This window comes from Rhodococcus sp. IEGM1428 (assembly GCF_050321865.1).
Classification (GTDB): domain Bacteria; phylum Actinomycetota; class Actinomycetes; order Mycobacteriales; family Mycobacteriaceae; genus Rhodococcoides.
This window is the reverse complement of the sequence record NZ_JBNQFW010000009.1, coordinates 115,901-142,550: the sequence shown is the minus strand read 5'-3', so window position 1 is coordinate 142,550 and position 26,650 is coordinate 115,901. Positions and strand designations below refer to the sequence as shown.

At 63.6% G+C, this 26,650-nt stretch carries 25 protein-coding genes and 1 riboswitch; of the genes, 16 read left to right on the top strand and 9 right to left on the bottom strand.

Annotated features, from left to right (window positions below):
- Nucleotides 1-153: FAD/NAD(P)-binding protein (locus ACQR3T_RS27280; protein WP_428695658.1), on the bottom strand; the 153-nt coding region annotated here is incomplete at its 3' end.
- A gap of 307 nt (nt 154-460) precedes the next feature.
- Between ACQR3T_RS27280 and ACQR3T_RS27275 the strand changes: the two genes are divergently transcribed.
- Genes ACQR3T_RS27275 through ACQR3T_RS27260 form a run of 4 tightly spaced genes read left to right on the top strand, consistent with a single transcriptional unit; the run spans nt 461 to nt 3,607 of the window.
- On the top strand, nt 461-1,321 hold the full coding sequence (locus ACQR3T_RS27275; protein ID WP_428695651.1) for a TauD/TfdA dioxygenase family protein: 861 nt from the start codon (nt 461-463) through the stop codon (nt 1,319-1,321).
- A gap of 34 nt (nt 1,322-1,355) precedes the next feature.
- A complete protein-coding gene (locus tag ACQR3T_RS27270; protein WP_428695650.1) occupies nt 1,356-1,883 on the top strand; it encodes a hypothetical protein in 528 nt (175 codons plus the stop codon).
- A gap of 45 nt (nt 1,884-1,928) precedes the next feature.
- Complete coding sequence (locus tag ACQR3T_RS27265) at nt 1,929-2,342, top strand: rhodanese-like domain-containing protein (protein ID WP_037172108.1); 414 nt, start codon at nt 1,929-1,931, stop codon at nt 2,340-2,342.
- 41 nt (nt 2,343-2,383) lie between these two features.
- Nucleotides 2,384-3,607, top strand: coding sequence for an O-succinylhomoserine sulfhydrylase (locus tag ACQR3T_RS27260; RefSeq protein ID WP_428695657.1), 1,224 nt, complete (start codon nt 2,384-2,386; stop codon nt 3,605-3,607).
- Here ACQR3T_RS27260 and ACQR3T_RS27255 read toward each other — a convergent pair.
- Genes ACQR3T_RS27255 through ACQR3T_RS27245 form a run of 3 tightly spaced genes read right to left on the bottom strand, consistent with a single transcriptional unit; the run spans nt 3,590 to nt 8,398 of the window.
- Nucleotides 3,590-5,128 (bottom strand): ABC transporter substrate-binding protein, encoded by a 1,539-nt coding sequence (locus ACQR3T_RS27255; RefSeq protein ID WP_428695649.1) that lies wholly within the window; start codon nt 5,126-5,128, stop codon nt 3,590-3,592. The genes ACQR3T_RS27260 and ACQR3T_RS27255 overlap by 18 nt on opposite strands.
- A 31-nt stretch (nt 5,129-5,159) precedes the next feature.
- Nucleotides 5,160-7,457: an arylsulfatase gene (locus ACQR3T_RS27250; protein ID WP_428695648.1), complete on the bottom strand. Its 2,298-nt coding sequence runs from the start codon at nt 7,455-7,457 to the stop codon at nt 5,160-5,162.
- Nucleotides 7,457-8,398 carry a TauD/TfdA dioxygenase family protein gene (locus ACQR3T_RS27245; protein ID WP_428695647.1) on the bottom strand — a complete coding sequence of 314 codons (942 nt, stop codon included), beginning with the start codon at nt 8,396-8,398 and terminating at the stop codon, nt 7,457-7,459. The genes ACQR3T_RS27250 and ACQR3T_RS27245 overlap by 1 nt, the downstream gene beginning before the upstream one ends.
- A gap of 254 nt (nt 8,399-8,652) precedes the next feature.
- Here ACQR3T_RS27245 and ACQR3T_RS27240 point away from each other — a divergent pair, with 254 nt between their 5' ends.
- Genes ACQR3T_RS27240 through ACQR3T_RS27225 form a run of 4 tightly spaced genes read left to right on the top strand, consistent with a single transcriptional unit; the run spans nt 8,653 to nt 13,653 of the window.
- Nucleotides 8,653-10,236, top strand: coding sequence for an ABC transporter substrate-binding protein (locus tag ACQR3T_RS27240; protein ID WP_428695646.1), 1,584 nt, complete (start codon nt 8,653-8,655; stop codon nt 10,234-10,236).
- On the top strand, nt 10,233-11,192 hold the full coding sequence (locus ACQR3T_RS27235; RefSeq protein ID WP_428695645.1) for an ABC transporter permease: 960 nt from the start codon (nt 10,233-10,235) through the stop codon (nt 11,190-11,192). Before ACQR3T_RS27240 ends, ACQR3T_RS27235 begins: the two co-directional genes overlap by 4 nt.
- Nucleotides 11,189-12,034: an ABC transporter permease gene (locus tag ACQR3T_RS27230; RefSeq protein WP_428695644.1), complete on the top strand. Its 846-nt coding sequence runs from the start codon at nt 11,189-11,191 to the stop codon at nt 12,032-12,034. The genes ACQR3T_RS27235 and ACQR3T_RS27230 overlap by 4 nt, the downstream gene beginning before the upstream one ends.
- Nucleotides 12,031-13,653, top strand: coding sequence for a dipeptide ABC transporter ATP-binding protein (locus tag ACQR3T_RS27225; RefSeq protein ID WP_428695643.1), 1,623 nt, complete (start codon nt 12,031-12,033; stop codon nt 13,651-13,653). Before ACQR3T_RS27230 ends, ACQR3T_RS27225 begins: the two co-directional genes overlap by 4 nt.
- Here ACQR3T_RS27225 and ACQR3T_RS27220 read toward each other — a convergent pair.
- From ACQR3T_RS27220 to ACQR3T_RS27210, 3 genes are all read right to left on the bottom strand, one after another.
- Complete coding sequence (locus tag ACQR3T_RS27220; RefSeq protein ID WP_428695642.1) at nt 13,647-14,720, bottom strand: isochorismate synthase; 1,074 nt, start codon at nt 14,718-14,720, stop codon at nt 13,647-13,649. The two genes, ACQR3T_RS27225 and ACQR3T_RS27220, sit on opposite strands and share 7 nt — an antisense overlap.
- Nucleotides 14,720-15,478: an HAD-IIA family hydrolase gene (locus tag ACQR3T_RS27215; protein WP_155293463.1), complete on the bottom strand. Its 759-nt coding sequence runs from the start codon at nt 15,476-15,478 to the stop codon at nt 14,720-14,722. Before ACQR3T_RS27215 ends, ACQR3T_RS27220 begins: the two co-directional genes overlap by 1 nt.
- 120 nt (nt 15,479-15,598) lie before the next feature.
- Nucleotides 15,599-15,937 (bottom strand): WhiB family transcriptional regulator, encoded by a 339-nt coding sequence (locus tag ACQR3T_RS27210; RefSeq protein WP_371829197.1) that lies wholly within the window; start codon nt 15,935-15,937, stop codon nt 15,599-15,601.
- Nucleotides 15,938-16,099: 162 nt separating this feature from the next.
- Here ACQR3T_RS27210 and ACQR3T_RS27205 point away from each other — a divergent pair, with 162 nt between their 5' ends.
- The 8 genes from ACQR3T_RS27205 to ACQR3T_RS27170 all read left to right on the top strand — a co-directional run bounded on the left by ACQR3T_RS27205 (nt 16,100) and on the right by ACQR3T_RS27170 (nt 24,161).
- Complete coding sequence (locus tag ACQR3T_RS27205; protein ID WP_428695641.1) at nt 16,100-17,455, top strand: LLM class flavin-dependent oxidoreductase; 1,356 nt, start codon at nt 16,100-16,102, stop codon at nt 17,453-17,455.
- Between the two features lie 92 nt (nt 17,456-17,547).
- Nucleotides 17,548-17,645: riboswitch (SAM riboswitch) on the top strand.
- Between the two features lie 159 nt (nt 17,646-17,804).
- Entirely contained in the window at nt 17,805-18,770 is a 966-nt protein-coding gene (locus ACQR3T_RS27200) for an amino acid ABC transporter permease (protein WP_032380206.1), read from the top strand.
- A complete protein-coding gene (locus ACQR3T_RS27195; protein WP_428695640.1) occupies nt 18,767-19,558 on the top strand; it encodes an amino acid ABC transporter ATP-binding protein in 792 nt (263 codons plus the stop codon). Before ACQR3T_RS27200 ends, ACQR3T_RS27195 begins: the two co-directional genes overlap by 4 nt.
- A gap of 35 nt (nt 19,559-19,593) precedes the next feature.
- Nucleotides 19,594-20,571: an ABC transporter substrate-binding protein gene (locus ACQR3T_RS27190; protein WP_428695639.1), complete on the top strand. Its 978-nt coding sequence runs from the start codon at nt 19,594-19,596 to the stop codon at nt 20,569-20,571.
- A gap of 7 nt (nt 20,572-20,578) precedes the next feature.
- Entirely contained in the window at nt 20,579-21,607 is a 1,029-nt protein-coding gene (locus ACQR3T_RS27185; RefSeq protein ID WP_428695638.1) for an FAD-dependent oxidoreductase, read from the top strand.
- Between the two features lie 16 nt (nt 21,608-21,623).
- Nucleotides 21,624-22,148, top strand: a complete 525-nt coding sequence (locus ACQR3T_RS27180) for a GNAT family N-acetyltransferase (RefSeq protein WP_428695637.1) — start codon at nt 21,624-21,626, stop codon at nt 22,146-22,148.
- Between the two features lie 10 nt (nt 22,149-22,158).
- Nucleotides 22,159-23,598, top strand: a complete 1,440-nt coding sequence (locus ACQR3T_RS27175) for an MFS transporter (protein WP_428695636.1) — start codon at nt 22,159-22,161, stop codon at nt 23,596-23,598.
- Entirely contained in the window at nt 23,595-24,161 is a 567-nt protein-coding gene (locus tag ACQR3T_RS27170; RefSeq protein ID WP_428695635.1) for a nucleoside deaminase, read from the top strand. Before ACQR3T_RS27175 ends, ACQR3T_RS27170 begins: the two co-directional genes overlap by 4 nt.
- Before the next feature lie 7 nt (nt 24,162-24,168).
- On the opposite strand, the gene ACQR3T_RS27165 is transcribed toward ACQR3T_RS27170, so the two are convergent.
- Together ACQR3T_RS27165 and ACQR3T_RS27160 are read right to left on the bottom strand one after the other, a co-directional pair.
- Nucleotides 24,169-24,516 (bottom strand): TfoX/Sxy family protein, encoded by a 348-nt coding sequence (locus ACQR3T_RS27165; RefSeq protein ID WP_428695634.1) that lies wholly within the window; start codon nt 24,514-24,516, stop codon nt 24,169-24,171.
- Nucleotides 24,517-24,666: 150 nt separating this feature from the next.
- Complete coding sequence (locus ACQR3T_RS27160) at nt 24,667-26,568, bottom strand: DUF222 domain-containing protein (protein WP_428695633.1); 1,902 nt, start codon at nt 26,566-26,568, stop codon at nt 24,667-24,669.
- Nucleotides 26,569-26,650: the final 82 nt, after the last annotated feature.

The following is a 26,650-nucleotide window of genomic DNA, read 5'->3' as shown; positions in this document are numbered from 1 at the left end:
TCCGAACGGGGCCGGCATCCGTTCGAAGAGGTCGATGCTCACGCCCGGTCCGCTGACATTGTGGTCGGACTTCATGAGCGCGTCGGCGGCGTAGATGCCTGCCGGTCCGGCACCGACGATGGCGACGCGGAGTGGACGAGTCTGATCAGTCATGTGCAGCGAGCTACCTTCTTCGAGGGAAGTGCGGACACCCCAGCATAAATTAAGGACAACCTGAGCTGGGGCACTGGGCAACTTGCCGTATTCCCCGGGTTCCGGTAGGAATTGACCCGTGCAGACGACATACCTGGTCCGACGGTTCACCGTCGACTTCTGTCGTACCTGCACCAACATGTGTTGTCGGTGACCTGACCCGACGCCCAATCCCTTTCCCCGGACGAGATCTACCGGGAGAAGGACCCTCTTTCGACGGCAGCGCTGCCTGATCCAGCCCTCTCGCCGTGCACAGATTCGAGGACACATGACAACTCTGGAACAGACCGTTTCGCTCACTCTCGACAAGTTCGGCCCGAGCTTCGGGGCCGAGGTCATCGGACTCGACGTCGCGACCGCGTCCGACGCCGAGATAAAAGCCGTCCGGACGGCCCTCGTCGAGCACAAGGTTCTGGTGCTGCGCGGCCAGTCGATCGACGACGCAGCCCACATCGAGTTCGGTCGACGGCTCGGTGATCTCACCGCCGGCCATCCCGTGCACGACAGTGGGCACGTCGCCCCCGAGGTCTACGCCCTCGACAGCCAGGACAACGGTTTCGCCGACGTCTGGCACACCGACGTCACGTTCATGGAACGACCTCCGATGGGCTCGATCCTGCGTCCGGTCGTGCTACCTCCGCACGGCGGCGACACCAACTGGGCCGACAGCCAACTCGCCTACGAGTCGTTGTCCGCGCCGGTCCGACGAATGATCGACGGGCTCAAAGCAATTCACGACGGCAACCGCGAGTTCGGCTACTACCTCGCGCAGAAGCGCGGCGGCAAGGGCAACGTGTGGGACGGCAAGGAAGTCACCGCACTGGTCCCCGTCGAACATCCCGTCGTGCGGGTGCATCCGGAAACCGGCCGCAAGGGGCTGTTCGTCAATCCGGGTTTCACCTCCCACATCGCGGGGGTGTCGGAGGCCGAGAGCCGCGGAATCCTGGACCTGCTCTATGCGCACCTCACCAAGCCCGAGCACGTCGTGCGGCACCGCTGGCGTCTCGGCGATCTGGTGCTGTGGGACAACCGGAGCACCTCGCACTACGCCAACCGCGACTACGGCACCGAGCACCGCAAGATGCACCGCATCACGTTGCGCGGAGACATTCCTGTCGGACCCCGGTAGTTCCGGGCCCGTTGGATCGAGGAAGATTGCCTACATGGCGTCGTGGAGTGAACGTAGGCAGCAGTGGGTCGACAGTCGTGAGGAAGCGCGCAACAACGCTTCCGAAGCGGCCGCCGACTCCGGTGAGCAGCGTCCGCCCAACGCGTGGCCGTTCATCATCGCCGCGGGCATCGTCGTCGTTCTGCTCGTCGGTATCTTCGCGGCGTCGAAGTTCGCCCCCGCCGAGAACAACGTGACGCAGGCGCAACTGCTCACCGACGCCGTCGACGGATTCCTCGAAGCACAGAACACCGGCGATGCGGATCTGTTGCGCGAGAACACCTGCTTCGACCAGGTTGCGCTCCTCGTTCCCGGCGACGACGCGCAGTACCGAACCGATCGAGCAGGCGAGGTCGAGCGCAACGGCGAGACGTCGATCGACGGGGTGCCGTCGGAGTACGAGGTCAACGGCGACCGCGGCAGGGTGACCGTCCCGCTGAAGGAAGAGAAATCCGGAGTGCAGACCGACGACGAGTGGAAGTTCGTCCGCGTCGACGACAAGTGGATGGTCTGCAATGTCTGATCTCGGTATGTGTGATGTAACGGCAAGTGACGGAAGGCTGATCCAGTGACCTACGCAGGTGACATAACCCCGGAAGCGGCTTGGGAGTTGTTGCAGAGCAACCCCGAGGCTGTGCTCGTGGATGTTCGTACGCGCGCCGAGTGGCAGTACGTCGGTGTTCCGGACACCTCGGGTATCGACCGTCCGACGCACCTGATCGAGTGGGTCAGCTACCCCGACGGTGCGCGCAACACCGATTTTGTCGATGACCTGAAAGCCGCAGGGGTGGACGGCGATCGGCCGGTAGTTTTCCTGTGCCGCTCCGGTCAGCGGTCCATCGGTGCCGCGGAAGCCGCGACGGCAGCGGGCATCGGCCCGTCCTACAACGTGCTCGACGGTTTCGAGGGTGCCACCGACGCCGACGGCCACCGCGGAGCCACGGGTTGGCGTGCGGTCGGGTTGCCCTGGAGGCAGTCGTGAGCGGGAATCCAGGCGGCGGGCAGGAGCGCAGCGACAAGGGGATTCCCAAAGGCGGCGGATTCGACAAGCCCTTGCCCGAGGGTGTGGGTCAGGGAACGCTGGGAGTTCGCGGCGGCCTGATGCGATCCGGGTTCGACGAGAACGCCGAAGCGCTGTATCTCTCTTCGGGTTTCGTGTACGAGAGTGCCGGCGCGGCCGAGCAGGCCTTCACCGGCGACATCGATCATTTCGTGTACTCGCGGTACGGCAACCCGACAGTGAAGATGTTCGAGGAGCGACTGCGGTTGATCGAGGGTGCCGAGGCATGCTTCGGGACGTCCAGCGGCATGTCCGCGGTGTTCACCGCGCTCGGTGCGCTGCTGAAGGCCGGCGACCGATTGGTCGCTGCGCGTAGCCTTTTCGGGTCGTGTTTCGTGGTCTGCAACGAGATTCTGCCGCGCTGGGGCGTCGAGACCGTCTTTGTCGACGGCGAAGACCTCGAGCAGTGGGAGCAGGCGCTGTCGGTGCCGACGACGGCGGTGTTCTTCGAGACCCCGTCCAACCCGATGCAGTCGTTGGTCGATGTCAGGCGCGTGTCCGAGCTGGCGCATGCTGCCGGCGCAACGGTGGTGTTGGACAACGTCTTCGCGACGCCTTTGCTGCAGCGCAGCCTCGAACTCGGGGCCGACGTGGTCGTGTACTCGGGCACCAAACACATCGACGGTCAGGGCCGGGTACTCGGCGGGGCGATCCTGGGCTCGAAGGAGTACATCGAAGGCCCGGTGCAGACTCTGATGCGGCACACCGGCCCGGCGCTGAGCCCGTTCAACGCCTGGACCCTGCTCAAGGGGCTCGAGACGATGCCGGTGCGGGTGCGGCATTCGGTGAACTCCGCGCTGCAGATCGCCGAGTTCCTCGAAGCTCACCCTGCGGTGCGCTGGGTGAAATACCCTTTCCTGCAATCACATCCGCAGTTCGAGTTGGCGAAGTCGCAGATGTCGGGCGGCGGAACCGTCGTGACCTTCGAGCTCGAAGCACCTGCGGGGGAAGGCAAGAAACGCGCCTTCGAGGTGCTCGACGCGTTGCGCATCGTCGACATCTCCAACAATCTCGGCGACTCGAAGACACTGATCACCCATCCGGCCACCACCACGCACCGCGCGATGGGGCCGGAAGGTCGTGCGGCAGTGGGCATCACCGACGGCGTGGTGCGCATTTCCATCGGCCTCGAAGACACCGAGGATCTGATCGGAGACCTGGATCAGGCGCTACACCGTGGCCCGTGACAGATCTAGGTTCTTGTATCGGTTCCAGGCCACGTTCTGCACACCCGCGGAGTAGATGTTGGTGTTGGTCGTGATGGCCAGGTCGATGATGAACTGCTCGTCGAGCAACAGAGTCGAGAATTCCCGATACGACGCCTCGGCCGCATCGCTTTCCGGGTCGGCCTGCGTCCAGAGTCGGTCGACTATCGCCGTGTACCCGGGTGAGTTGTAGCCCGACAGGTTCTTCGCGGGCTTGAACGGTGCCGCGCCGGTGGCCAGCGTCGACGGGTTGAGCTGGCCGAATCCGTGCGGATTGATCCACAGCTGATGCTCACCGCTGCTCAGAAATGGCGAGAACGAAGCTTGTTCGCGTGGGTCGAGCGTGACGGTCAAGCCGATTTCCGCCAGGTTGTTCTCGATGATCGCGGCGATGGTTCGGGCTGGTGCGAGTCCGGTGCCGTAGGAGAGCAGGATCGGTGCCGCCGGCGCTCCGCCCGCCTCGGCGAGCAACTGCCGCGCCTCCTCGAGGTCACGTGAGTAGAAATCTCGGGTTGCCTCGTCGAAAGCAGGCGAGGACTCGGGCCACGGTGCGCTCGAGGCGAATCCGACCCCACCGAGTACCTCGTCGACGATCCGTTGCCGGTCCACCGCATAGGAGATGGCCTGTCGAATTCTCTTGTCCGCCAGCGCTGGATCAGCGACATTGGCACCGACGTAGAAGGCGACGTCGTAGACGTCCTCGTTCACCACCTGAAATCCGTCACCGAACGGACGAGCGTCCTGGGCGGATACGCCGATCACGGCATTGGTCTGACCGGATCGCACCGAGGACAGCAGTGCAGAGTTGTCGGGTACCACGCGCACGGTCACTTCGTCCAGGAGCGCCGCGCCGTCCCAGTAGTTCTCGTTTCGCTTCCACGTCGACTGCTGTCCCCGCTGCCAGGAGTCGAACGTGAACGCACCGGTGCCAACGAACTGCTCACCGGCCAGTAGCGCCGCTTCGGTCTCGGAGTCGGTGAGCAAGGTGAATTCGAGTAGGTCGAACAGATTCACCAGAGGGTGCGCAAGGGTGAGGACAGCGACGTTCGCATCGGAGGTGTCGACCGAGACGATCGTCTTGGCGGCGGCCTGCAGTTGCGAACCAGCCGTGTCCTCGGCCAGGTTGGTGAACGCGTAGGCGACGTCCTGCGAGGTGAAGGGCCGGCCGGAGTGGAAGGTTACGTCATCTCGCAGTGTCAGTGTCACCTGCAAGCCGTCACCGGAGACCTTCCATGCCGTGGCCACTCGGGGGGTGGGTTCGAGGGTAGTGGGGTCGAGACGAATCAGTGTGTCGAACACCAGTCCGCCGATAGTCATCGACGTCAGCGACTGCGAAAAGATGGTGGCGGGGTTGAGGTCACTGAGCGCTCCGATGACGAGTGAGCCGCCGGGCTCTGCCGATCCACCCTCTTTCGCCTCCTGAACCGCCGAACTGCATGCAGCGAGCAGTAGCGCCGCTGCACCGCCGGCTGTTCCGGCCATGAAGCCTCTGCGGGTGATCACGTGGCGTTCCTCCTCCGGCGGGCGAGCCGCATCAATCCGCGAATGCTTCTGCATCGCTTTCTATTCGGTCGACAGTAGCCGTCGGAACCTGCACCGGGCCGGGTCGGTACGTCACCGATCTCAGCGCGCCGGTGTAACGGAACGGTCCGCGTCGCTTCCGCAGGTCCCACGAGACCGGACCGCGCGCATCGACGCCCACCGAAATTCCGGTCCACGGGGCCATTGCAACCAATTGAACTCTGTTCTCGAGTACCGCCACGATAGTGCCGTCTACGGACACTGTGAAGTCCCACCTCAATTTCGGCACCACCGCAGCGTCGACCGTGACCTCTCCCGCCCCGATCGGTATCGCCCCCGATACTTCCTCGTAGCACCCGAAGGCATTGAATCCGAACACGACCGCTCCGCCCTCGATGTAGAGGAGGTAGCCGCCCTGCGGATCGCCGTGTGCCACGAGCACACCCTCGTCGCGGGCATCGTAGGACCGCAGCGAAACCGTGAACGAGAAGTCGCGGTAGGCGATCAGACGCGACGAGCGGTAGCGCTCGAGCGTAGGTGTGCCGGCCAAAATCGTCACCGGGTCCGACAAGCGCGCATCCTCGGGTCGCCGTCGCGCAAGGTCCGCCCGAGTCACCAACGGGAACACGGTGTTCGCCCACGCGGCGTCGTCCCACGCCGCCGCGAGTTCGGCTACCTTCTCCGGTAGCCGGCCCGAAAGATCATGCAACTCGGTCGGATCAGTGTTCACGTCGAACAGCTGCCACCGGGGGGCATCGATATTTCGGCCCTGATCGTGCAATGCGAGCAGTTTCCACCCGTCCCGGTAGAAGCCGCGGTGGCCGGTGATCTCGGAATACTGTTCGCGGTGTTCCGAGGCGCTGTTGCGGCGCAGCACTTCCGCGAACGACACACCGTCGAAGTCTTTGGCAATCAGCCCTTTCCGGCGATCGGGACGTTTCACGCCCGCCAGGTCCAGCAATGTCGGTGCCAGATCGCTGACATAGGCGTATTGATTGCGGATATCGTTCGAGGCGGGTACGCCGGCGGGCCACGACACGACGAACGGCACTCTGACTCCTCCCGCGAAGGTCTGCCCCTTGTAGAACCGAAAGGGAGTATTCGACGCCTGTCCCCAGCCTCGCGGATAATGCACACCCAGTTCCGCAGTGCCGATGAGACTTTCGTCGTGCGGAACGTCGCCCACCCAGTCCGGATCGGTGACGCCGGCGAACTCTGCCAAATAGCTACGCGTCCCTTCCGGTCCGCCTTCTGCGGTGCCACCGTTGTCGGAGGTGAACACCACGATGGTGTTGTCGAGCTCACCCAGCTCCTCGATGACGTCGAGTACTCGGCCGATCGACTGATCGACACTGTCGACCATGCCTGCGTAGACCTCCATGTATTGCGCGAAGCGGCGCTGCTGGTGGGGCGTGAGATCGTCCCAGGGCAGCACGTCGTAGCCGGGTTCGGTGTTGCGCTGGGCTTGCTCGGTACCCTCGGGAAAGAGACCGAGTGCGAGTTGGCGCGCAAACCGGCTCTGGCGCAGACGGTCCCATCCTTCTGCATAGGAACCGGTGTACTTCACCCGGTCGGTCGGCTTGACCTGCAACGGGCCGTGCATCGCTACATGTGCGAAGTACAGAAAGAACGGCTTGGTGGAGTCGTGGGCGCGCAAATCCTTGATGTACCCCACAGCCCGGTCGGTCAGGTCGTCTGTCAGGTAGTAGTCGGTTGGGTACTCGTCGACCTCGACAGCTCCGTTGTCCGACGTCAGTTGATTGGGATGAAAGAACGAATTGAGCCCCTCCAGCGAGCCGTAGTAGCGATCGAATCCTCGTTGCGTCGGCCAGGAATCCTTGGTCCTACCCGGACCCATGTTGGCATCGCGAACGAGGTGCCATTTTCCGACGGCATAGGTGGCATAACCGTTCTCGCGCAAAATCTCCGGCAGGGTGAGCACGTCGTCGGCCAGCTCGAGCCGTAGCCCGGGGTAGCCGGGGTCTGCGTTGGAGACGTAGCCGTACCCGGCTCGATGCGCGTTCAGGCCGGTCAACAACGAGGCGCGGGACGGTGAACAGAGCGGCGTCGTGTGGTAGTTGGTGAATCGAATACCCGATGCGGCCAGACGGTTCAGGTTCGGTGTGTCGATCTCCGAGCCGTAGGGCCCGGTGTCGCTGTAGCCCATGTCGTCGACGAGGACGATGACGATGTTCGGTGCAGTCGAGGGGGCTTCCGGTGGGTATGTCCACGACGGGGTCGAATCGGCTGTGGTGCGGCCGATTCGACCCTCGAACCCGTCGTAACCACGTGCGTGTGGCGGGACCGGCATCAGAGCGTGATGCGCACGGGCTTGTCGATGAGCGAGTAATGGGCCGCGTCGCCTGCAACGACCCGGCTCGCCTCGCCGCCGGGATGTACCGGCACATCGCCTGCGAGGGTGATCCGCTCGAGGCGACGGTACTGATCGTCCCAGTCGGCCACGGCGTAATGCTGCGTGGCGCGATTGTCCCAGATCGCAACGTCACCGAGGCTCCACGTCCAGCGAACAGTGTTCTCCAGCTTCGTCACTCGATCCTGCAGCAGGTTGAACAGGGTCTGCGATTCTTTGGTGGACAGTCCGATGAAGTTCTTCACGAAGTGACCGAGTACCAGAGTCTTCTCACCGGTCTCGGGGTGCACGCGGACGACTGGGTGCTCGGTCTCGAAATACGTGGACTGGAACTCCTTTCGATATTCCTCCGTCTTGTCGTTCTGGATCTTCTCTGCCGCAGTCGCCGAGTAGTCGTAGCTGTTGGAATGCGTGGCCCACAAGTTGTCGACCAATGCCTTCAAGGACTCCGGCAACTGTGCGTAGGCGGCAGTCTGTGAGGCCCATGTGGTGTTCCCGCCGTATTCCGGGAGACTGACCGCGCGCAGTATCGACGCCTTCGGGATCCGGTCGACGAAGGTGACGTCGGAGTGCCAGCTGTTGGCCTTGCCGTAGTCGGAGTCGATGGCCAGCGTCTTGGTGCCCCGGGAGGTGACCGTGGGGTGCGGGGTGGTCGGCGATCCGAGCAATTCGGCGAACGCATACTGGCTTTCGTCGTCGAGGTGGTGCTGACCGCTGAAGAAGATCACCTTGTGTTGGAGCAAGGCGCGACGAATGAACTCGACCGTGTCGGAATCCAGATCGCCACCGAGTCGGACACCCTCGATGCGCGCACCGATGTTGCCTCCGATCTTGATCGCACGTCGTACAGTCGCATTCGCGGGAAGGGTGTCCACCGACATGTCGGGTCCTATCGTTGTGAGGAGAACTGCCCGAATCACACGGGTGCAGTGCATGTTTCCAGCCAGCTGATCATTTTCGAAGTCCGATGTACACACTTCGATTCACGGTGATTCGAACGCCCGGCTGGGTTGGTAGCGGGCAGAAACCAATGCTAGCTTCGCTGGCATGAACCGGGCCGCGCCCGGCCGATTCGTACTTCTCCCGGACCCTTTCATCTCGAAAGTAACCCTGCATCCCGAAAGCTGGATCACCAGTGAGCACACTGCCCTTGAACGGCCTTGCCCGACGAACGTTTCTGAGAGGAGCAGGTCTGACCGCCTTGGCGATCTTCGGGACAGCAGCGTGCTCGTCGGCCGTTGACGAGCAGCAGGAGTCTGCGTCGTCCAGTGCCGTTCCGGTGCGCGGCGGCACCTTGAAAACCGGGATACCGCTCGACGTCGTTCCTGCGAACTTCCTCACCAACACCGGTGCCGCCACCACGATCATCGGACTGGCCTTCGAGAGCCTGATTCGATACCCGCACGACGAGGTAACCCCGCAGCCGTTGCTGGCGACGTCGTGGGAACTCGCCCCGGACGGCTTGTCACTCGACTTGACGTTGCGCGACGATGTCACGTTCCATTCCGGGCGGCCGTTCACGTCCGCCGATGCGGAGTTCTCGATCAAGACGTACGGAGACCCGAAATGGACTGCGCAGCTGAAAAGTACGGCGGCGGCGATCACCGGATTCGATACTTCCGACCCGCATCGCCTGGTGCTCACGTTCGATCATCCACTGGGCAACGTGTTCGACCTGCTCGATACCGTTCCGATCCTCGACAGCGAATCGATCGACCAGCTCGCTACCGGTGAGAAGTTCATCGGCACTGGGCCGTTCGTGTTGACCGAGCGCACGCCGAATCAGTCGCTGACGTTCGAGCGCAACGAGAACTACTGGGTTCCCGAGCGGCCGTACCTGGACCGCGTCGAAGTCTCCGTCATCACCGATCCCCAAGCGCTGCTCAATTCTCTCAGATCCGGCCAGGTGCAGGCGGTGACCAACATCAACTACCGCGATTCCGAAACCCTCGCCGCCGCAGGCGCGCACACGACGACCGACCTCGAGGGTGCCGAGCTGCAGATCTACGTGGGGACCAACGTACAGAACCCAGCCCTTGCCGACGTTCGCCTCCGCCGCGCCATTGCATACGCACTCGATCGGGATCGAATAGTCGCTGAGGTTTTCCGTGGTGCCGGCTATCCGATCAACCTACCGTGGCCGAAAAGCTCACCGGCGTACAACGAATCGCTCAACAGTACATACAGCATCGATCTCGACGAAGCGAAGGCGCTCGTAGCACAGGTGGGTTCGGTCCCCACGCTGCCGCTGACCTATCAGGCGGGTAATCCTTATTACGAGGCCACCGCGCAGATCGTTCAAGCGAACCTCGCGGCCATCGGCATAGACGTGGTACTCGACCCGATCGAGAGCGCGTCCTTCGTCAAGCAGCTGATCGGAGCGCAGTTCCCGGCGCTGTGGGTCACCTTCCACTCGTGGGCGCAGTACACCCCGTCCACTCTGACGGTCAGCGCTTACCCGTTCAACGCGCAGAAGAACTCATCGCACTACGAGTCGCCGTCGTATGTGGCGGCCGCCGACGCGGCCTGGCGGGTCGCCGACGGCACCAGTGAGGAGGCCGTCGAGAAGTACGCCGCCGTGAGCAAGGAATTGTTGGACGGGTTGTTCCTCATCGAGATCGGGGTAGCGTTCAACCAAATCGTTGCAGCAAACGCCGTACACGGGATCGGCTGGACGAAACGGTCGGAAGTGATCTTGACGGAGGCCTTCATCGCATGACTCGCTACCTGCTGCGCAAGATCCCGTCGGCGATTCTGGTGCTTTTCCTGGCCTCGGTGCTCATCTTCTTCGTACTCCGGCTCGTCCCTGGTGACGCGGCGACCACCCTGGCCGGTCCGGACGCCACCGAAGACTCGATCGCCGCGATCAAGAGTCAACTGGGACTGGACAAATCGATTCCGGCGCAGTATTTCTCATGGCTTGCGGGTGTGCTCACGTTCGATCTGGGGCGCTCGTTCGTCATCGGCGGCTCCATCTCCGACCTGGTGGTCGACGGGCTGACCAACACCATCGTGTTGGCCTCGGCCGCGCTGCTGCTGGCGGTGGTCGTGTCGGTGACATTGTCGGTGGCCTCCGTCGCCTGGCCCAAGCGGTGGTTGACCGCGCTGGTCAATGGAGCGAACACCCTCGCGGTTGCGCTGCCGCCCTTCGTCTCCGGCGTCCTGCTGGTGCTGGTGTTCGCGGTTCTGTTGCCGGTGCTGCCCGCGGGGGGAATTCCTCCCGACGGCTACTGGGCCCGCCCGGACATCACGGTGCAGTATTTGCTGCTGCCGGCGATCTGCCTTGCGTTGCCGGTCGGTGCTGCGCTGACGCGGTTCCTCACCGAGTCGCTGCGATCGGAGCTGCGCCAGCCATACATCACCACCGCCCGATCTCTCGGGGTTTCCCAGCGGAACCTGGTGTTGCAGAGTGCGCTTCGCAACGCGCTGCCCTCGGCAGTGACCGCACTCGGGCTGCAGACCGGCCAGCTCCTCGGTGGCGCCGTACTGGTCGAGGCCATTTTCGCGTGGCCGGGAATCGGGCAGTTGATCGAGCAGGGCATCAGCCGTCGCGACTATCCGGTGGTCCAGGTACTTTTGCTGCTCTCGGTGTCGGTGTTCGTTCTGGTGCAGCTGCTGACCGATGTGGTGCACGCCTACCTCGATCCCCGTATCCGGATCGGAGGAGTGTCATGACTGCCCTGGAGGTGCAGCCCGTTGCGAACACTCGCACCCGCTGGTCGGGGCTGACTCGGGGTCAAGGACTGGCAGGCATCGTCATCGTCGCGATCATCGCGCTGGCGGGAATCTTCGCGTCCCTGCTGGCCCCGTTCGATCCACTCGAGCAGATTTCGGGAGCCAACCTGTTGTCTCCAGATGCCGATCACTGGCTCGGAACCGATCAGGTCAATCGCGACGTGTTTTCCCGAGTCCTGTACGGCATTCGCATCGACCTGATCATCGCATTCGTCGCGGTTCCGATCGGTGCCGTAGTCGGCGGTGCCATCGGCTTGCTGTCGACGCTGCATCCCGCGGCGGACACCACGGCGCAACGTGTGTTCGACGTGGTGTTGGCATTCCCGGCACTGATCCTGGCGATCACCTTGGCGGCGATCATCGGTCCCGGTGCATTCACGGTCGGGGTGGTCATCGTGTTGTCCGAGGTACCGATTTTCGGACGTCTGGTGCGTACCTCGGTGCTGAAGGTGCGCGAACAGCCGTTCGTGGAGGCCGCGGAGGTGATCGGTGCAGGCAGATTGTTCGTGTTGCGCACGCACGTACTTCCGAACTCGTTGGAGCCGCTCGGAGTGCAGGTGGCGTTGAGCCTGTCGCTCGCGGTCTTCGTCGAAAGTGCCATGAGCTTCATAGGCATCGGTGTGCGACCGCCGGAGCCATCGCTCGGCTCGATCATCGCCGAGTCCATACCGAACCTGGACATCAATCCGGCCTTCGCCGTCGGGCCTCTGGTGGTCGTTGCGGCGCTGGTGCTCGGATTTCTGCTCATCGCCCAGGGAATCGGAGAGGAGCGTCGGTCGTGACGTTGTTGAACATCGAGGACCTCACCATCCGGTTCGGCGTCGCCGCGCCGGTGGTGAAAGGCGTGGATCTGGCAGTCGAGCCCGGTGAGATCGTGGCGTTGGTGGGGGAGTCCGGATCCGGAAAATCGTTGACGGCCCGGACCGTGCTGGGGCTATTACCTGGCGGGGCGACGGTGACCGGGTCGGTGACGCTCGGCGGCACCGAGTTGGTCGGTGCGGACGAGGGCCTACTGCGGTCGGTGCGGGGAGTGAAGGCCGCGATGGTGTTCCAGGAGCCGCAGACGGCTCTGAACCCGGTGCAGAAAATTGGATGGCAGATCACCCAGGCCCTCGGTGCGCACCGAAAGATCTCGAAGAAGGACGCGCGAGCACGTGCGATCGAACTGCTCGAGCTCGTCGACATTCCGGATGCAGCAGTGCGTGTCGACTGGTATCCGCACCAATTGTCGGGCGGCCAGAAGCAGCGTGTGGTGATCGCGTTGGCACTGTCCGGTGAGCCGGATCTGCTGATCGCCGACGAGCCGACCACCGCACTCGACGTCACTGTTCAGGCAGAGATCCTTGCGTTGCTCAGGCGACTACGCGACGGCCGCGGGACTGCGATCTTGATCATCACCCACAACATGGGTGTGGTGGCCGACATCGCCGACAAGGTGGTGGTTCTCAGAGACGGCCGGGTGGTCGAGGAGCAGCCGGTGCAGGGATTGTTCGGCAATCCTCGCGAGCCGTACACCAGGGAACTACTCGATGCTGTTCCGCAACTGCATGATTCGCCCGAGAGGACTGGCCGCGAGGCGCGCGAACCGGTGTTCTCCGCCCGCGCCGCGTCCGTGATATTCCCCGGTCGGTTCGGTGCGCCGTCATTCACCGCCGTCGACGACGTGACGTTGACGGTGGGCACCGGTGAGGTGGTCGGTCTGGTCGGCGAGTCCGGCTCGGGCAAGACCACTCTCGGTCGCCTCGCGCTCGGTCTGGTCGCTGCTACTTCGGGAGAGGTCGATTTGCTCGGTGCGTCACTGGCAGGTCTGTCCACAAAGCAACTGCGGGCTATACGACGCAATGTGGCTCTGGTGCATCAAGACCCGGCGGCATCGCTGGATCCTAGGCGCACGGTGGGACAGAGTGTGTCCGAACCACTGGTGGTACACAAGACCGCGACAGGGGCTGTGTTGCGTACGAAGGTGGCCGCACTACTCGAATCGGTGCATCTGCCGAAAGACTTCGCAGATCGACGCCCAGCCGAGCTCTCGGGTGGGCAGCGCCAACGCGTGGCGTTGGCGAGAGCGCTCGCCCTCTCGCCCAGATTGCTGGTCGCAGACGAGCCGACCAGCGCTCTCGACGTTTCCGTGCAGGCTCGGGTTCTGACATTGTTCTCCGAACTGCGCGAGGAGTTCGGATTCGCCTGCCTGTTCATCAGCCACGACCTGGCGGTGGTGGACAGCGTGGCGGATCGAGTTGTGGTGCTGCGCGACGGATCTGTGATCGAATCAGGCTCGGCTACCGACGTGTTTCGCAATCCCCAACACGCGTATACCCGCGCTCTGATCGACTCGGTACCAGTACCGGATCCGGTGAAGCAGCGAGGACGACGCTCGTCCGTGGCCGCAGCGGGTCAGTGATCGAAGACGCTGAGCACCGTTCGGAACTTGGCCGTGGTTTCGTTCAGTTCGGCGTCGGGGTCGGAATCTGCGACGATGCCGCCGCCCGCTGTGGCAGTTCCAGAAAGTCCGTCCGCAGCGAGTTCGATGCAGCGGATCGTGACCATCCATTCGCCGTCGCCGCTGCCGTCGGTCCACCCGACGGCTCCGGCGTAGAAGCCGCGGGAGCCCTCGACGTCCGCGATCGCAGCCATGGCCGCGGCTCGGGGAACGCCCGCGACGGCAGCGGTGGGATGAAGTGCCAGCGCGAGATCGAGCGCCGAGGTCGCGGGATCGGCCAAGGTGCCGACGATGGGCGTGGACAGGTGCCACAGCTGTGGAGTGCTGCTGAGTTGGGGTGACTCGGGCACATCGAGCGTCTCGCAATACGGCTCCAACGCAGCACGGATCTCGTCGACGACAAATCGGTGCTCGGCCTGATCCTTGGCGCTGGCCGCCAACGCCGCGGAGATGCGTGCTTCTTCGTCGGGATCGGTGGAACGCGCAGCCGTTCCGGCAAACGGATGGCAGGTGACGACGTTGCCGCGCTTGCGAACCAACAGTTCCGGGCTCGCGCCGACGATGTGCGTGCCGGTCTTACCTGCGGGCGACAGATCCGCCAGAAAGCCGTTGCCCATCGGATCTCGGGTGACCAGTGCGCTCAACACGGAGGCGGGATCGATCGGTGCATCTGCGGTCACTTCGATGGCCCGAGCGAGCACGATCTTCTCGGCCACACCGGCTTTCAGCTGCTCGACGACATCGCGCACTCGCTGCACATGGACTTCCGGATCGGGAATCTGGCGCGTGACGGTCACGGCCGGTAACGGCGGTTGAGCATCGACCGTCGACCAAGGCCCGTCGAGTCGGTAGAACTCATCCGGCTCGATGAGGGCGGTGGCGTCGGACATGTCGAAAGGGATTGCGCCGACGACGTTTCGGCCCTCCCGCACCGCGGCCACCGCGTCGGCGACATCGGGAAAAGCGTGCCGGACGCCCAGTCCGACGACGTGGTGATCCTGCCGCGAGAGTACGAATTCGAGTGTCATCAGAACGGGTTCTGAGTACGGCCCACCAGGTCTGCGACGGAATCGAGGACCTTGGTCGGCCGGTACGGATATTGCTCGACGGATTGGACCGTCGAGATTCCGGTGAGGACCAGGATGGTCTGCAGCCCGGCTTCGAGACCGGAGAGCACGTCGGTGTCCATCCGGTCGCCGATCATCAGCGTGTTCTCGGAATGCCCTCCGATCGCACGCAACGCCGAACGCATCATCAACGCGTTGGGCTTGCCCACGTAATAGGGGTCTTTACCGGTGGCCTTGGTGATGAGCGCGGCCACCGAACCGGTCGCTGGCAGCGAGCCTTCACGGGACGGTCCGGTGGCGTCGGGGTTGGTGGCGATGAAGCGCGAACCCTTCTCGACGAGACGAATGGCGGTGGTGATGGCCTCGAACGAGTACGTGCGGGTCTCGCCGAGCACCACGTAATCCGGGCTCGAGTCGGTGAGGGTGTAGCCGATGTCGTGCAGCGCGGTGGTCAGACCCGACTCGCCGACGACGTACGCGCTGCCGCCGGGCCGCTGATTGCCGAGGAACGTCGCGGTGGCGAGAGCGGAGGTCCAGATCGACTTCTCCGGAATGTCCAGACCGGTGAATGCGAGACGTGCGCGCAGGTCACGGGGGGTACGAATCGAATTGTTGGTCAGCACGATGAACGGAATCTCGTTGGCCTGCAGCTCGGCGAGGAACGTGTCGGCGCCGGGGATCAGGTGATCCTCGTGCACGAGGACACCGTCCATGTCCATCAGATACGTCCACTGCTGGGGCTTCTCGGGTTCGCTCACCCTTCCATTGTGAACTACCGGGTCGAGCCGCAAGGTCGACTGCCGAACTATCGGGTCGTTCCGCCGGCTTCACTCCTGCTACTAGCTCGCCTGCCGTTCGTCGGCACGTCGGGAGTTGGCTCGGTGCTGTTGTCGCTCGCGGGCAGTCGTTCCGCCCCACACTCCGAACGGTTCGTTGGCTGCCAGCGCGAACCGTTTGCATGCGTCGAGCACTCCGCAGCCGGCGCACACCTGCTTGGCGCGATCCTCGCGTTGGCGACGCGCCGTTCGCCCCTCACCCGACGGGGAGAAGAAGATCTCCGAGTCCTGGCCTCGGCACAGTGCGTCGATCTGCCAGTCCCAGGATTCGGTGGTGGAGGAGATTCTGCGTTCGATCATGGCGATTGCGGTGTTCTTCGACGTGGCAGAGCTGTTCGGCATCGTGGCGACCCATTCCTTTCGTCGATGCTGCGCGAGACCCAGCCCGCACAGAACGATTCGCTACCGAAAAGGCTCGCCGCGTCGGGGGCGCGACGCAATGGTTGAAATCAGGCTGATTCGAGGGGCCTGCTCGATGCGCTGTGGTCGTGGCAAGGTGGCGGTATGACTCGGCCGCTCAAGTTTTCCGCATTTGTCATGAACACCACCTCTCATATCGTGCACGGTGCGTGGCGCAAGCCGGAGGCGGAACAGACCAATTTCTCGTCATTGGAACATTGGGTGTCGTTGGCGAAAGAACTCGAGCGCGGCAAGTTCGACTTCATATTCTTTGCCGATGTCGTGGGGCTGTACGACGACTATCAGGGCTCCTGGGAGAAGTTCGTCGAATCCGGATTGCAAGTCCCCAGCAACGATCCCACCGTGATCGCGTCGGCAATTGCCTACGCAACAGAGCATCTCGGGATCGCCTTGACGTCGTCGATTCTGCAGGAGCATCCGTTCAACTCCGCGCGGAAGATGTCCACGCTCGATCATGCGTCGGACGGCCGCATCGCCTGGAACATCGTGACGAGTCTGTCGCCCAACGCCTGGCGAAACTTCGGCTTCGGAGACATGGCATTGCACGAGGATCGATATGCCTGGGCGGACGAGTACGTCGATGTGGTGTACAAGCTGTGGGAAGGGTCGTGGGACGACGGGGCTCTGTTGCAGGACAGAGTATCCGGACGGCACAGCGACTTCTCCAAGGTGCACAAGATCGATCATGTCGGTGCGCGCTACAGCGTCGAGGGCCCGCATCTCGTGGCTCCGTCTCCACAGCGGACGCCGTTGTTGTTCCAGGCCGGATCATCTCCGACGGGCCGGCGCTTCGCGGCGCGTAACGCCGAGGCCCAATTCATTGCCTCGCCGACTCCAGAGGCCGCTCGTTCGCTCATCTCCGACACGCGCCGTCTGGTCGTCGAGGCCGGAAGATCCGCGGAGGACCTCGAATTCTTCCAGGGTCTGTCGTTCGTCATCGGGAGCACCGAGGCGGAAGCGGCACGTAAAGCCGCTGAGCTGGACGAGTACGTCGACGACGAGGCGATGATCGCGCATGCCGCAGGCGGTATCGGCATCGATCTGGGCTTCTACGACCTGGATACTTCTATCGGCGAGGTGCAGGGGGAGGGATCGCAGAGCACGTTGGCGTGGCTCCGCGAAGCAATACCCGACCGTGAACCCACCGTCCGAGATCTTGCCCGGATGCGGACTCGGAGCGGCCGAGTGGTGGGAACGCCCGAGTCCATCGCCGACCGGCTCGAACAGTGGCGCGATGCCGGGGTCGACGGGATCAACGTCATCAATGCGACGATTCCGGGCAGCTACCTGGAGTTCATCGAGCATTTGACGCCGATTCTGCAGCACCGAGGGCTTGCGCAACGCGAATACGAGTCGGGCACTGTACGACGCAAGTTAACCGGTGTCGATCGGCTACCCGACTCGCATCCGGCGGCCCGCTTTCGGGGTGCGTTCGGCTGATCGGCCAGACGGCAAGAGTTGAAATCAATGTGATTCCAACTCGAAGATGAACGTGCGCTTGACATTTCGATATTCGGCCCATAGATTCTGCATCACCATCCAGAGCGACCGAGAGACCTTGGCTCGATGACGTCGCAGCAACCCCCTTCTTTGCCGAAGGTGTGGGTGCTACCGCCAGGACCGATGGAGGAACGTTCGATGAATTGCGCTACCTGGCGACGTCTGCACGTCGACCTGTGCCGAGCGGGCACCTGCGTCTGTACGTCGGCCTGAACCTGCCCACCTTCAGCCCATACTTTTCGAGAGGCCCTACAGCGATGATCGCTGCCCATCCGGCCCGGCGGTTCCGGTGACTCAACTACAAGCGCGACCTGCGGCCTCGAACCCAGGTGACGATGCGCAGGTCCCCGACGAGCAACTCGTCGTGGCCAGGAAATGGCATCCGTGGCGTTGGGTGATCAGCATCGCCACCCTGGTCGTGGTGGCCCAGTTCCTGCACGGCTTCGCCACCAATCCGGGATGGGACTGGGGCACGTTCGCCCAGTACTTCACCGCGCAATCGGTGCTCTCGGCCCTGTGGCTCACCATCCAGCTCACGTTCTGGGGCACCCTGATCGGCTTCGCTCTCGGTGTCGCGCTTGCGGTAGCCAGACTGTCGAACAACCCAGTGCTGCAGGTGATCTCGTGGTTCTACATCTGGGCGTTCCGGTCCATTCCGCTGATCGTGCAGCTGCTGTTCTGGTTCAACATCGCGTACCTGTACCAAACCTTGTCGCTGGGGATTCCGTTCGGTCCCAGCTTCTTCGAGTTCGACGTCAACAATGTCATCAGCGGCTCGACCGCAGCGATTATCGGGCTCGCTCTGCATCAGGCTGCATACTCCGCTGAGATCGTCCGCGCAGGTATCATCTCGGTAGACCAGGGTCAGCTGGAAGCATCTGCAGCACTGGGTATTCCGAAAAGGCGAGAGTTCTTCAAGATCATTCTTCCGCAGGCGATGCGAGGCATTCTCCCCAACGCGGCCAACGAGGTGATCAGCCTGTTCAAGGGCACCTCGATCGTCTCCGTCATGGCCATCGCCGAACTGTTCTACCAGGTTCAGGTCATCTACGGCCGAAGCGGCCGAGTGGTACCGCTGCTGATGGTGGCCACCGTCTGGTACATCATTCTCACCTCGATTCTGTCGGTGGTGCAGTACTACGTGGAGCGGCACTACGCGAAGGGGGCAGTGCGCAACATCGAGCTGACGCCGATCCAGAAGCTACGGAAGCAGCTGGCCGAGATCACTCTCGCCCCGCGAGGAGCGACACGATGACCACACTCGATGCCACGACGTCCGCGAAGACCTACGCCGTCGAGGTGCGCGGTGTGCACAAGTCCTACGGTGCCCTCGAAGTGCTCAAAGGCGTCGACCTCACCGTCCGGCCCGGGGAGGTCACCGCAGTCATCGGCCCGTCCGGATCCGGTAAATCGACCCTGCTGCGCATCATCAATCACCTCGAGAAAGTCGACCAGGGGACTGTTCGGGTCGACGGCGATCTGGTGGGCTACAAACGCAAGGGTGCCAAGCTGCACGAGCTCAGCAACCGTGAGATTCTGCGTCAGCGTTCACAGATCGGGTTCGTGTTCCAGAACTTCAACCTGTTTCCGCACCTGACGGTACTCGAGAACGTCATCGAGGCACCGATCTCGGCGCAGAAGCGTAAGCGTGCGGACGTGGAGCCCGAGGCGCTGGCGCTGCTCGAGCGGGTCGGCGTCGCCGCGAAAGCGCACGACTACCCTCGTCGGCTCTCCGGAGGTCAGCAGCAGCGAGTTGCCATCGCGCGGGCACTGGCGCTGCGTCCCAAAGTAATTCTGTTCGACGAGCCCACCTCGGCGCTCGATCCGGAGCTCGTTGGCGAGGTGCTGGAAGTCATCCGCGGACTTGCACGCGATGGAGCCACGTTGGTGATCGTCACCCACGAGGTCGGATTCGCTCGCGAAATCGCCGACACGGTGGTCTTCATGGACGCCGGCCTCATCGTCGAGCAGGGATCTCCTGCAGCGCTTCTCGACTCCCCGCAGCACGAGCGGACCAAATCGTTCCTCTCCCACGTCCTGTAGACCATCTCCGTACAACCGAAAGACGGACAACACTCATGTCTAAACAATCACGCAGGCTGACGGTCATGGCCGCAGCAATGGCCATCGTGGCGCTCACCGCGACCGCCTGCAGCGAGCCTGCGGCCGAGTCGCAGGTCGTCACCGAAGACGGTCAAAGCTTCGACCTCTCGCCCGAGCAGACCGATCGAGTTCGAGTCGACAAGGTCGACGAGATCGCCGCAAAAGTGCCACAGGCCATTCGAGACCGGGGAACGCTGATCGTCACCGGCTCGGGCGGAACTGCGCCGCCGCTGCGCTTCTACGCCACCGACGACACCACCATCGTCGGATCCGAGGTCGACTTCTCCTACCTCGTCGGCGACATTCTCGGGTTGGACGTCGATCTGCAAGTTGCCGACTGGTCGCAGAACTTCGTGAAGATCGACTCCGGTGAGAACGACGTGTTCATCTCCAACGTCACGGTCACCGAGGAGCGAAAAGACAAGTACGACTTCGCCACCTATCGGCTCGACAATCTTGCATTCGAGACCCAGAAGGACACCGACTGGAAGGTCGAGAAGCGTCAGGACATTGCCGGCAAGAAGATCGGCGTCTCCTCCGGCACCAACCAAGAACAGCTGTTGGTGGACTGGAACGAGGCGAACGTGGCCGAGGGTCTTGCGCCGGCCGAGCTCGCTTACTACCAGAACACGTCCGATTACTACCTGGCGCTGGGATCGAAGCGCATCGACGGCTATCTCGGGCCGAACCCCTCTGCCGTCTACCACGCCGCGACCAGTGGTGAATCGAAAGTCATCGGCACCTTCTCCGGGGCCGGTGACGCGCTGCAGGGTGAGATCGCGGTGCTGACGAAGAAGGACAACGGTCTCATCGAGGCCGTCCGTGAGGCACTGCAACATGCCATCGACGATGGCAGCTACCAGAAGGTGATCGATCGCTGGGGTCTGCAGTCCGAGGCTGTGTCCGAGTCCGTCATCAACCCGCCCGGGCTGCCCCGCAAGCCCGCGGCGTAGGCAGACGGTGAAAGTAGTAGTCGTCGGTGGCGGCATCATGGGCGCGTCGTCGGCGTGGCAGATTGCGCGACGCGGTCATGACGTCACCCTGCTCGAGCAGTTCGGGCCGGGGCACAAGAACGGTGCCTCGCACGGCAGCTCGCGAATTTTTCGGCACGCATATGCCGACGACTACTACGTGGCACTGGCCGCCCGGGCACACGGACTTTGGCGTGAGCTCGAAACCGCAACCGACTCGGAGTTGTTGGACATCACGGGAGCCGTCGATCATGGAGATCCGAAGACGGTGAACCCGAGGATCGGCGCACTCGAGCGGGCAGGTCTGGAGTTCGAGGTGTTGGAACCCATTGCTGCGCAGCGGCGGTGGCCCGGTCTTCGATTCGACACCACAGTACTGTTCCACGCCACGGCCGGGCGACTTCACGCCGATCGCAGCGTCACCGCAGCAATTGCGGCCGCTCGCTCGCGCGGTGCGACGGTCGAATACGAGACGCCGGTGCGTGAGATCTCCGGCTCCGAAGTGGTGACGGACTACCGCACCTACGTGGCCGATGTGGTCGTTCTCGCGGCGGGAGCATGGACGGCCGAGTTCGCGCCGCACGGTGCCACTCCGCCGTTGGTCACCACCCAGGAACAGCCGGCGCACTTCGTTCCGTTGAGCCCAGACGCGGAGTGGCCGAGCTTCATCCACCATCCCGGTGCCGTTCTCGATACGGCCGGCATTTACGGGCTGTCGTCGCCGGACGGTATCAAGATCGGCGAGCATGCCACCGGACCGGTCGTCGATCCGCACACCCGCGACTTCGTGGCCGATCCCGCGGGAGTCGATCGCCTGATCGAGTACGCGCGCACGTGGTTGCCCGGAGTGAACGCCGATACGGCCGATCCGCTGACGTGCCTGTACACCAGTACTCCCGATTCCAACTTCGCCATCGGACGCAGTGGCAACACAGTTGTCGCTGCGGGATTCTCGGGCCATGGATTCAAGTTCGCCCCCGCGATCGGGGAACTGGTCGCAGATCTGGTCGACGGATAATCGAGACAGGAAGCACATGAGCGCAACGTTCGATCTGACCCCTCGCACTGGCGACACCGGTCGAGTACGGCTGAACTTCGTCGAAGTCGATCAGAACGATCCGCTTGCGGCGCCTCTGCTGCAGGAGCTGGCGGCGGAGTATGCGTCCAGGTACGGCCGCAGTCCCGGCGTTCAATATCAAGAATTGAAGTCCTATCCCGCTCAGGAGTTCGCCCCTCCGGGCGGTGTTCTGGTGATTGCATTGACCGACGGCGTTCCGGTTGCCGGTGGCGCGTACCGGCAGTACGACTCGACCACCGCCGAGCTCAAGCGCATATGGACCTCGAAAGTGCACCGCGGCAAAGGTTTCGGCAAACTCGTTGTAGCCGAGCTGGAACGCAGCGCACGTGATCGTGGCTATCGTCGGGTGTATCTCACAACCGGCTGGAATCAGCCCGAGGCCGTGGCCCTGTACCTGTCAGCCGGATATACCCCATTGTTCGACCGGAGCTTGCCGTCCAAGGTGGTCGGATCGCATCCCTTCGAGAAAAGTCTCGAATGAGTCCGCGATAGTGAGTGCCCCACCCGCAACACAGCTCGACGCGAGGACCACCGGCACTACCGCAGAGGTAGTCGTTTGTGCCGCAGCAGGGTTCACCACTCTGCTCGATTCGGCTGTTCTCGGCATCGGCATACCAGCGATTCGGAGTTCGCTCGATGCCGGTACCGCCGAGGTTCAGTGGATCCTGGCGAGCTACTCACTGACGTTCGGCCTGGCGCTGGTGCCGGCAGGGCGGCTCGGAGACGTGATCGGTCGCCGCCGGTTGTTCCTGTGCGGGCTTGCGCTGTTCTCGGTCATGGGGCTGCTCGGCGCGATGGCTGCCGACCCGTGGATGGTTGTGGCTGCTCGGCTCGGCCAGGGTGTGGGCGCCGGAGTGGTGTCTTCCCAGGTTCTCGGCATTATCACCGATCGGTTCTCCGGTCGGGCACGAGCACGGGCGTTGGGTGCGTACAGCACGGCGGGAGGTGTGGCCGGGTTGTGTGGCCCCGTGCTGGGTGGCGCGTTGCTGGGCTGGCTCGATCCGGATGTCGGCTGGCGAGTGCTGTTGATGCTGAATGTCCCGTTCGCGGTGGTGACGCTGATTCTCGCCGTGTTGTATTTGCGACCGGATCGCATTGCCCGGCAGGGTGTCCGCGTCGATTCTGTGGGGTTGCTCGCGCTGGGTACTGCGACACTGCTGCTGTTGCTTCCGTTGGTGTCGTCGATGGCGTTCGTGTTTTCGTTGTTGTCGGTGGCTGCGTCGGGCGCAATGCTGGTCGGTTTCTGGTTGTGGGAGCGCCGATTCGCAGCACGCGGGGGAGTGCCCGTTCTGTTGCCCGCACTCCTGGCTCGGCGCGGTTACGTCTTGGGCACGTTGGTGGCGATGTTCTGGTTCGGTGCGGTGCTGGCTCTCAACGCGGTGCTCAGCCTGTATCTGATCGAGGGGCTCGGCTTCAGTGCTCTGCGCGCGGCGTTGGTCATGGCCGGGAGTTCGCTCATGATGGCGGTCACCTCGGCCTTCGGTTGGCGGCTGGTGTCGAGGTTCGGACGTTCGGCGGTAGTGGGGGCGGTTGTCGTCGAAATCGCAGTGGTCGCCGGGTACATCGGTACGGTCAATACCGTTCCGCGAGAACATGTGGTGATCGTCTTCGTAGTACTCGCAGCCGTGTCGGGGGTCGCGAGCGGTCTGGTGGACGCACCCAATCGTGGTTTGACCCTCGAGTACGCCCCGGCCGGAGCGAGTGGCGTGGCAGCTGCATTCCTGCAACTGTCACAACGACTCTCGGCAACAATTTCGCTGGCGGCGGTATCGGGGATTTATCTCGGAATACTCGGGTCCTCGGCGGGTGGTTACGGCCGGGCCGTCGCCGCCGGACTGGGAGTGTGTCTCGCGATGCTGTTGTTGTCCCTCGTGTTCGCCATCGCCGACGCGCGTCGCCGCCGACGAGGCCTCGAAGGCCTGAAGTCGTGACCGGAGCGGATGTGGAGAACGGCAACGTCCCGCCGGGTGGGCACGCAACTGACTCGGCAATCGGTGCCGCGATCGAGGTTGCCGTCGCGGGTCTGGACCGGGGCGAATTGCCGATCGGGGCAGTGGTCTTCGATGCCGAACAGGTGCTCGGAAGTGCGTACACACAGGAGCGAGCGCAGGGTCGACGTCTCGTGCATGCTGATCTGCTCGCCCTGGAACAGGCAGACAAGGCGCTCGGGTTCCGTCCGGCGTCGGGGGAGCTGACACTTGCGGTGACCGTCGAGCCGTGTCTTATGTGCGTGGGCGCTGCTGTCGCGCTCGGCGTGAGCCGAGTGTGGTTTGCCCTCGAGTCGCCGGACGACGGAGCGGCCGAACTATTGCGTGTTCGGAAACCACCGGTCCGGTCTCCGCACTTCGTCAAGCCGCGCGAGGTGCTCGGCGGGATTCGTCGCGACGAGTCCCGGAGGCTGTTCCGTAGATACGCAGAGGGAACGGGTCCGGCAGGAATGCGCCGTTGGGCGCAGCAACTCGGCAATCAGAAGGGTGGTCGTCTCACTTCGTGAGTAGCGATCAGGGTGTCCGGCCTGCAGTGTTCGCGTTGTATTCGAGCGCGGCGGCGACCCAGAAATCCAGTGCCTTTTCGGTTGTCAGTGCATTCGCGTCGACGGTGATCCACCCCTGGCCCATCGACCGGTCGCGACCCATCACAGCGTGGTGGGCTCCGTCGCGCTCGAGGTATTCGGGTTCGCGAACTCCGTCCACCCGAACCAGCAGAGCACGATTCCCGGTGCCGACGCACACCATCATCTTGTCTCGCACCATGAAGGCCAGACCGCCGAACATCTTCTGCTCGCGCAGACTTTCCTGATCGGAGAGGATGTCGCGAACGCGGTCTGCAAGAAGCTCGTCGTACGCCATGTGCTTGCGCCCCTCCGATGGTCGTTGCCCTCATCGAAGACCTGATCGTTGGTGGGCGCAAGCGTGGATCACTCGCCGTGTGGCATGCCGTTGGCTTCAGCGCATGTCTGTGCAGCAAGCAGAGCTGTGCCGTGATGCTGGTGTAGGTCGTCATGCGGGTTGTCGTGGTTCCTCGTCACCTGCATCTCCGGTCTCGCCGTGGTGGTCGGGTGGGTAGAGGACTTCTTCGGGGTGGTGGGCGTGGTTGATCAGCCCGCGGCGCCTGGGGTCCATTCCGGTGGGTGGGTGCCAGAGGGTGCGGCCCGGATATCGATGTGCTGCGGTGGTTTTGGTGGTTGCCCATTTTCCTGGTCCGGTGCCGACGAGTGCGTGGTGCATGTCGCAGCCGAAGGTGAGGGAGTCGATGTCGGTGTAGCCGCCGTCGGTCCAGTCGTCGAGGTGGTGGGCTTGGCACCAGGTCGCGGGGCGGGTGCAGGAGGGGAAGCTGCAGCCGCGGTCTCGGGCGATGAGCACGATGCGTTGGTCTGCGGAGGCGATGCGTTTGGATCGGCCGAGGTAGAGAGCGCGGCCGTGGTCGTCGAAGATGGTCAGGTAGTGGTGGGCGTGGGAGGCCATACGGATGGCGTCGCGGATCGAGACGCGGGATCCGGTGGCGGGCATCGCGTATCCGCAGCCGGCGTTCAGGTCTTTGAGGGTCATGGTGACGATGGCGGTGACGGGGAGGCCGCGGTGGGTGCCGAGGGTTCCGGAGGCGAGTGTGTGCCGGAGTGCCATTTTCAGGGCGTCGTGACGGCGTTCGTTCTGGGTACGTCGATCACGCGCGGCAGCCGCGTCGCGCACTGCGGTGTCCGGTGCGTCATCGTCAAGGTGATGGTCACCGTCGGCGTCGGATCCGGAGTGGCCGCCGGGTTCAGCAGTGCCTGCAGTGTCGTCGGAGCCGTCGGAGCCGTCGGACCCGTCGTATCCGTCGGAGTCGCGCGTGTCGTCGGGCTCTGTGCGGCAACCACAGTCGGCACCGACTCCGCAGTCGCCTTCGCAGCATTCGTCGTCACCGCAGTCGCAATCACCGCAGTTGTCGTCACTGCAGTCGCTGTCCCCGTTGCAGGTCGTCCCATCCCACAGGCCTGCATCGCTCGGCCCGGCATCGCGGGCCGTCGGCTCGGGCGTCGGCGCAGTGGCACTGCCGCTCCCGCCGCCGCTGGTCTCATCGTCGTCGTCGCTGGTTTCGTCGTGGACGACCGATGTCGGGTCGGCCGGATTGTTCACTCCGGGTTTCGCGGCTTTCGAGAACAGGGCCTCGAGGTATGCCCGCAGTTCGGAATCGACACAGAAGTTTCCTTCCGACATCCCGTCGGCACCCTGCTCACCGAGGTAGAAGAACGCATCGCGTCGTTTGCGTGGCCTGGGCTTACCGTCCTCGTCCTCGTCCTCGTCCTCGTCGTAGTCGCCGTCGGGGTTGAGGATCGAGTCCAGGTGCGCCACCAACGGAGCGAAATCGTCGGGCCGCCGGGTGCAGGCGTACCCCACCAACTGCTGTTCGGCGAGATCGCGGGTCTGCGGATCGACACTCGTCGGCAAGTGTTTGAAGAATTCGCGGATCATCTGCACATGCTTGGCATCGAGCAACCCCGCCCGCAACGCCTCGGCGGTATGCGGCAACAACGGGGGCAGGGCTTCACCGGACAGGGCGGTGCGATCACCCAACTCCGCTGCCAGGCGCACTCGCGCCCCGGCGGTTCGTGGGGTGATCCGCAGCATCCACGCCACCGAGCACGGCACGGACCCCGGATACACATCGAGGCCGCGCTGATCTATCAACTCGTTGAGCCAGGTGTACGAGTACGCCGTCACAGACCTGGTGAGCGTTTCCACGCGTTGGATCACCGCACGCCGGTCGGCGTTCGTCCACGACACCGACCCCTGTTCGGCCAACTCCGCGACCGCGGACTCGACACGGTCCACAAGTATCGACAACTCGGGATCGGACACCTCAGGGGCGGGCGGCACCGTCTCGATGCCGTCCACCCCTGATCCGCCGTCCCCCGAAAGCATGAACAGAATCTATCGCGACCCACCGACAAACTTTCGAACACACGTTCCATAGCTGCTCGAAGACCAACTAGACAAATGTGCC

Coding starts and splice junctions, on each gene's coding strand:
- ACQR3T_RS27275 (WP_428695651.1), top strand. CDS start 461: ATGACAACTCTGGAACAGACCGTTTCGCTCACTCTCGACAAGTTCGGC.
- ACQR3T_RS27270 (WP_428695650.1), top strand. CDS start 1,356: ATGGCGTCGTGGAGTGAACGTAGGCAGCAGTGGGTCGACAGTCGTGAG.
- ACQR3T_RS27250 (WP_428695648.1), bottom strand. CDS start 7,457: ATGCCGGTCCCGCCACACGCACGTGGTTACGACGGGTTCGAGGGTCGA.
- ACQR3T_RS27245 (WP_428695647.1), bottom strand. CDS start 8,398: ATGTCGGTGGACACCCTTCCCGCGAATGCGACTGTACGACGTGCGATC.
- ACQR3T_RS27235 (WP_428695645.1), top strand. CDS start 10,233: ATGACTCGCTACCTGCTGCGCAAGATCCCGTCGGCGATTCTGGTGCTT.
- ACQR3T_RS27230 (WP_428695644.1), top strand. CDS start 11,189: ATGACTGCCCTGGAGGTGCAGCCCGTTGCGAACACTCGCACCCGCTGG.
- ACQR3T_RS27220 (WP_428695642.1), bottom strand. CDS start 14,720: ATGACACTCGAATTCGTACTCTCGCGGCAGGATCACCACGTCGTCGGA.
- ACQR3T_RS27215 (WP_155293463.1), bottom strand. CDS start 15,478: ATGGACATGGACGGTGTCCTCGTGCACGAGGATCACCTGATCCCCGGC.
- ACQR3T_RS27210 (WP_371829197.1), bottom strand. CDS start 15,937: ATGCCGAACAGCTCTGCCACGTCGAAGAACACCGCAATCGCCATGATC.
- ACQR3T_RS27205 (WP_428695641.1), top strand. CDS start 16,100: ATGACTCGGCCGCTCAAGTTTTCCGCATTTGTCATGAACACCACCTCT.
- ACQR3T_RS27195 (WP_428695640.1), top strand. CDS start 18,767: ATGACCACACTCGATGCCACGACGTCCGCGAAGACCTACGCCGTCGAG.
- ACQR3T_RS27190 (WP_428695639.1), top strand. CDS start 19,594: ATGTCTAAACAATCACGCAGGCTGACGGTCATGGCCGCAGCAATGGCC.
- ACQR3T_RS27180 (WP_428695637.1), top strand. CDS start 21,624: ATGAGCGCAACGTTCGATCTGACCCCTCGCACTGGCGACACCGGTCGA.
- ACQR3T_RS27165 (WP_428695634.1), bottom strand. CDS start 24,516: ATGGCGTACGACGAGCTTCTTGCAGACCGCGTTCGCGACATCCTCTCC.
- ACQR3T_RS27160 (WP_428695633.1), bottom strand. CDS start 26,568: ATGCTTTCGGGGGACGGCGGATCAGGGGTGGACGGCATCGAGACGGTG.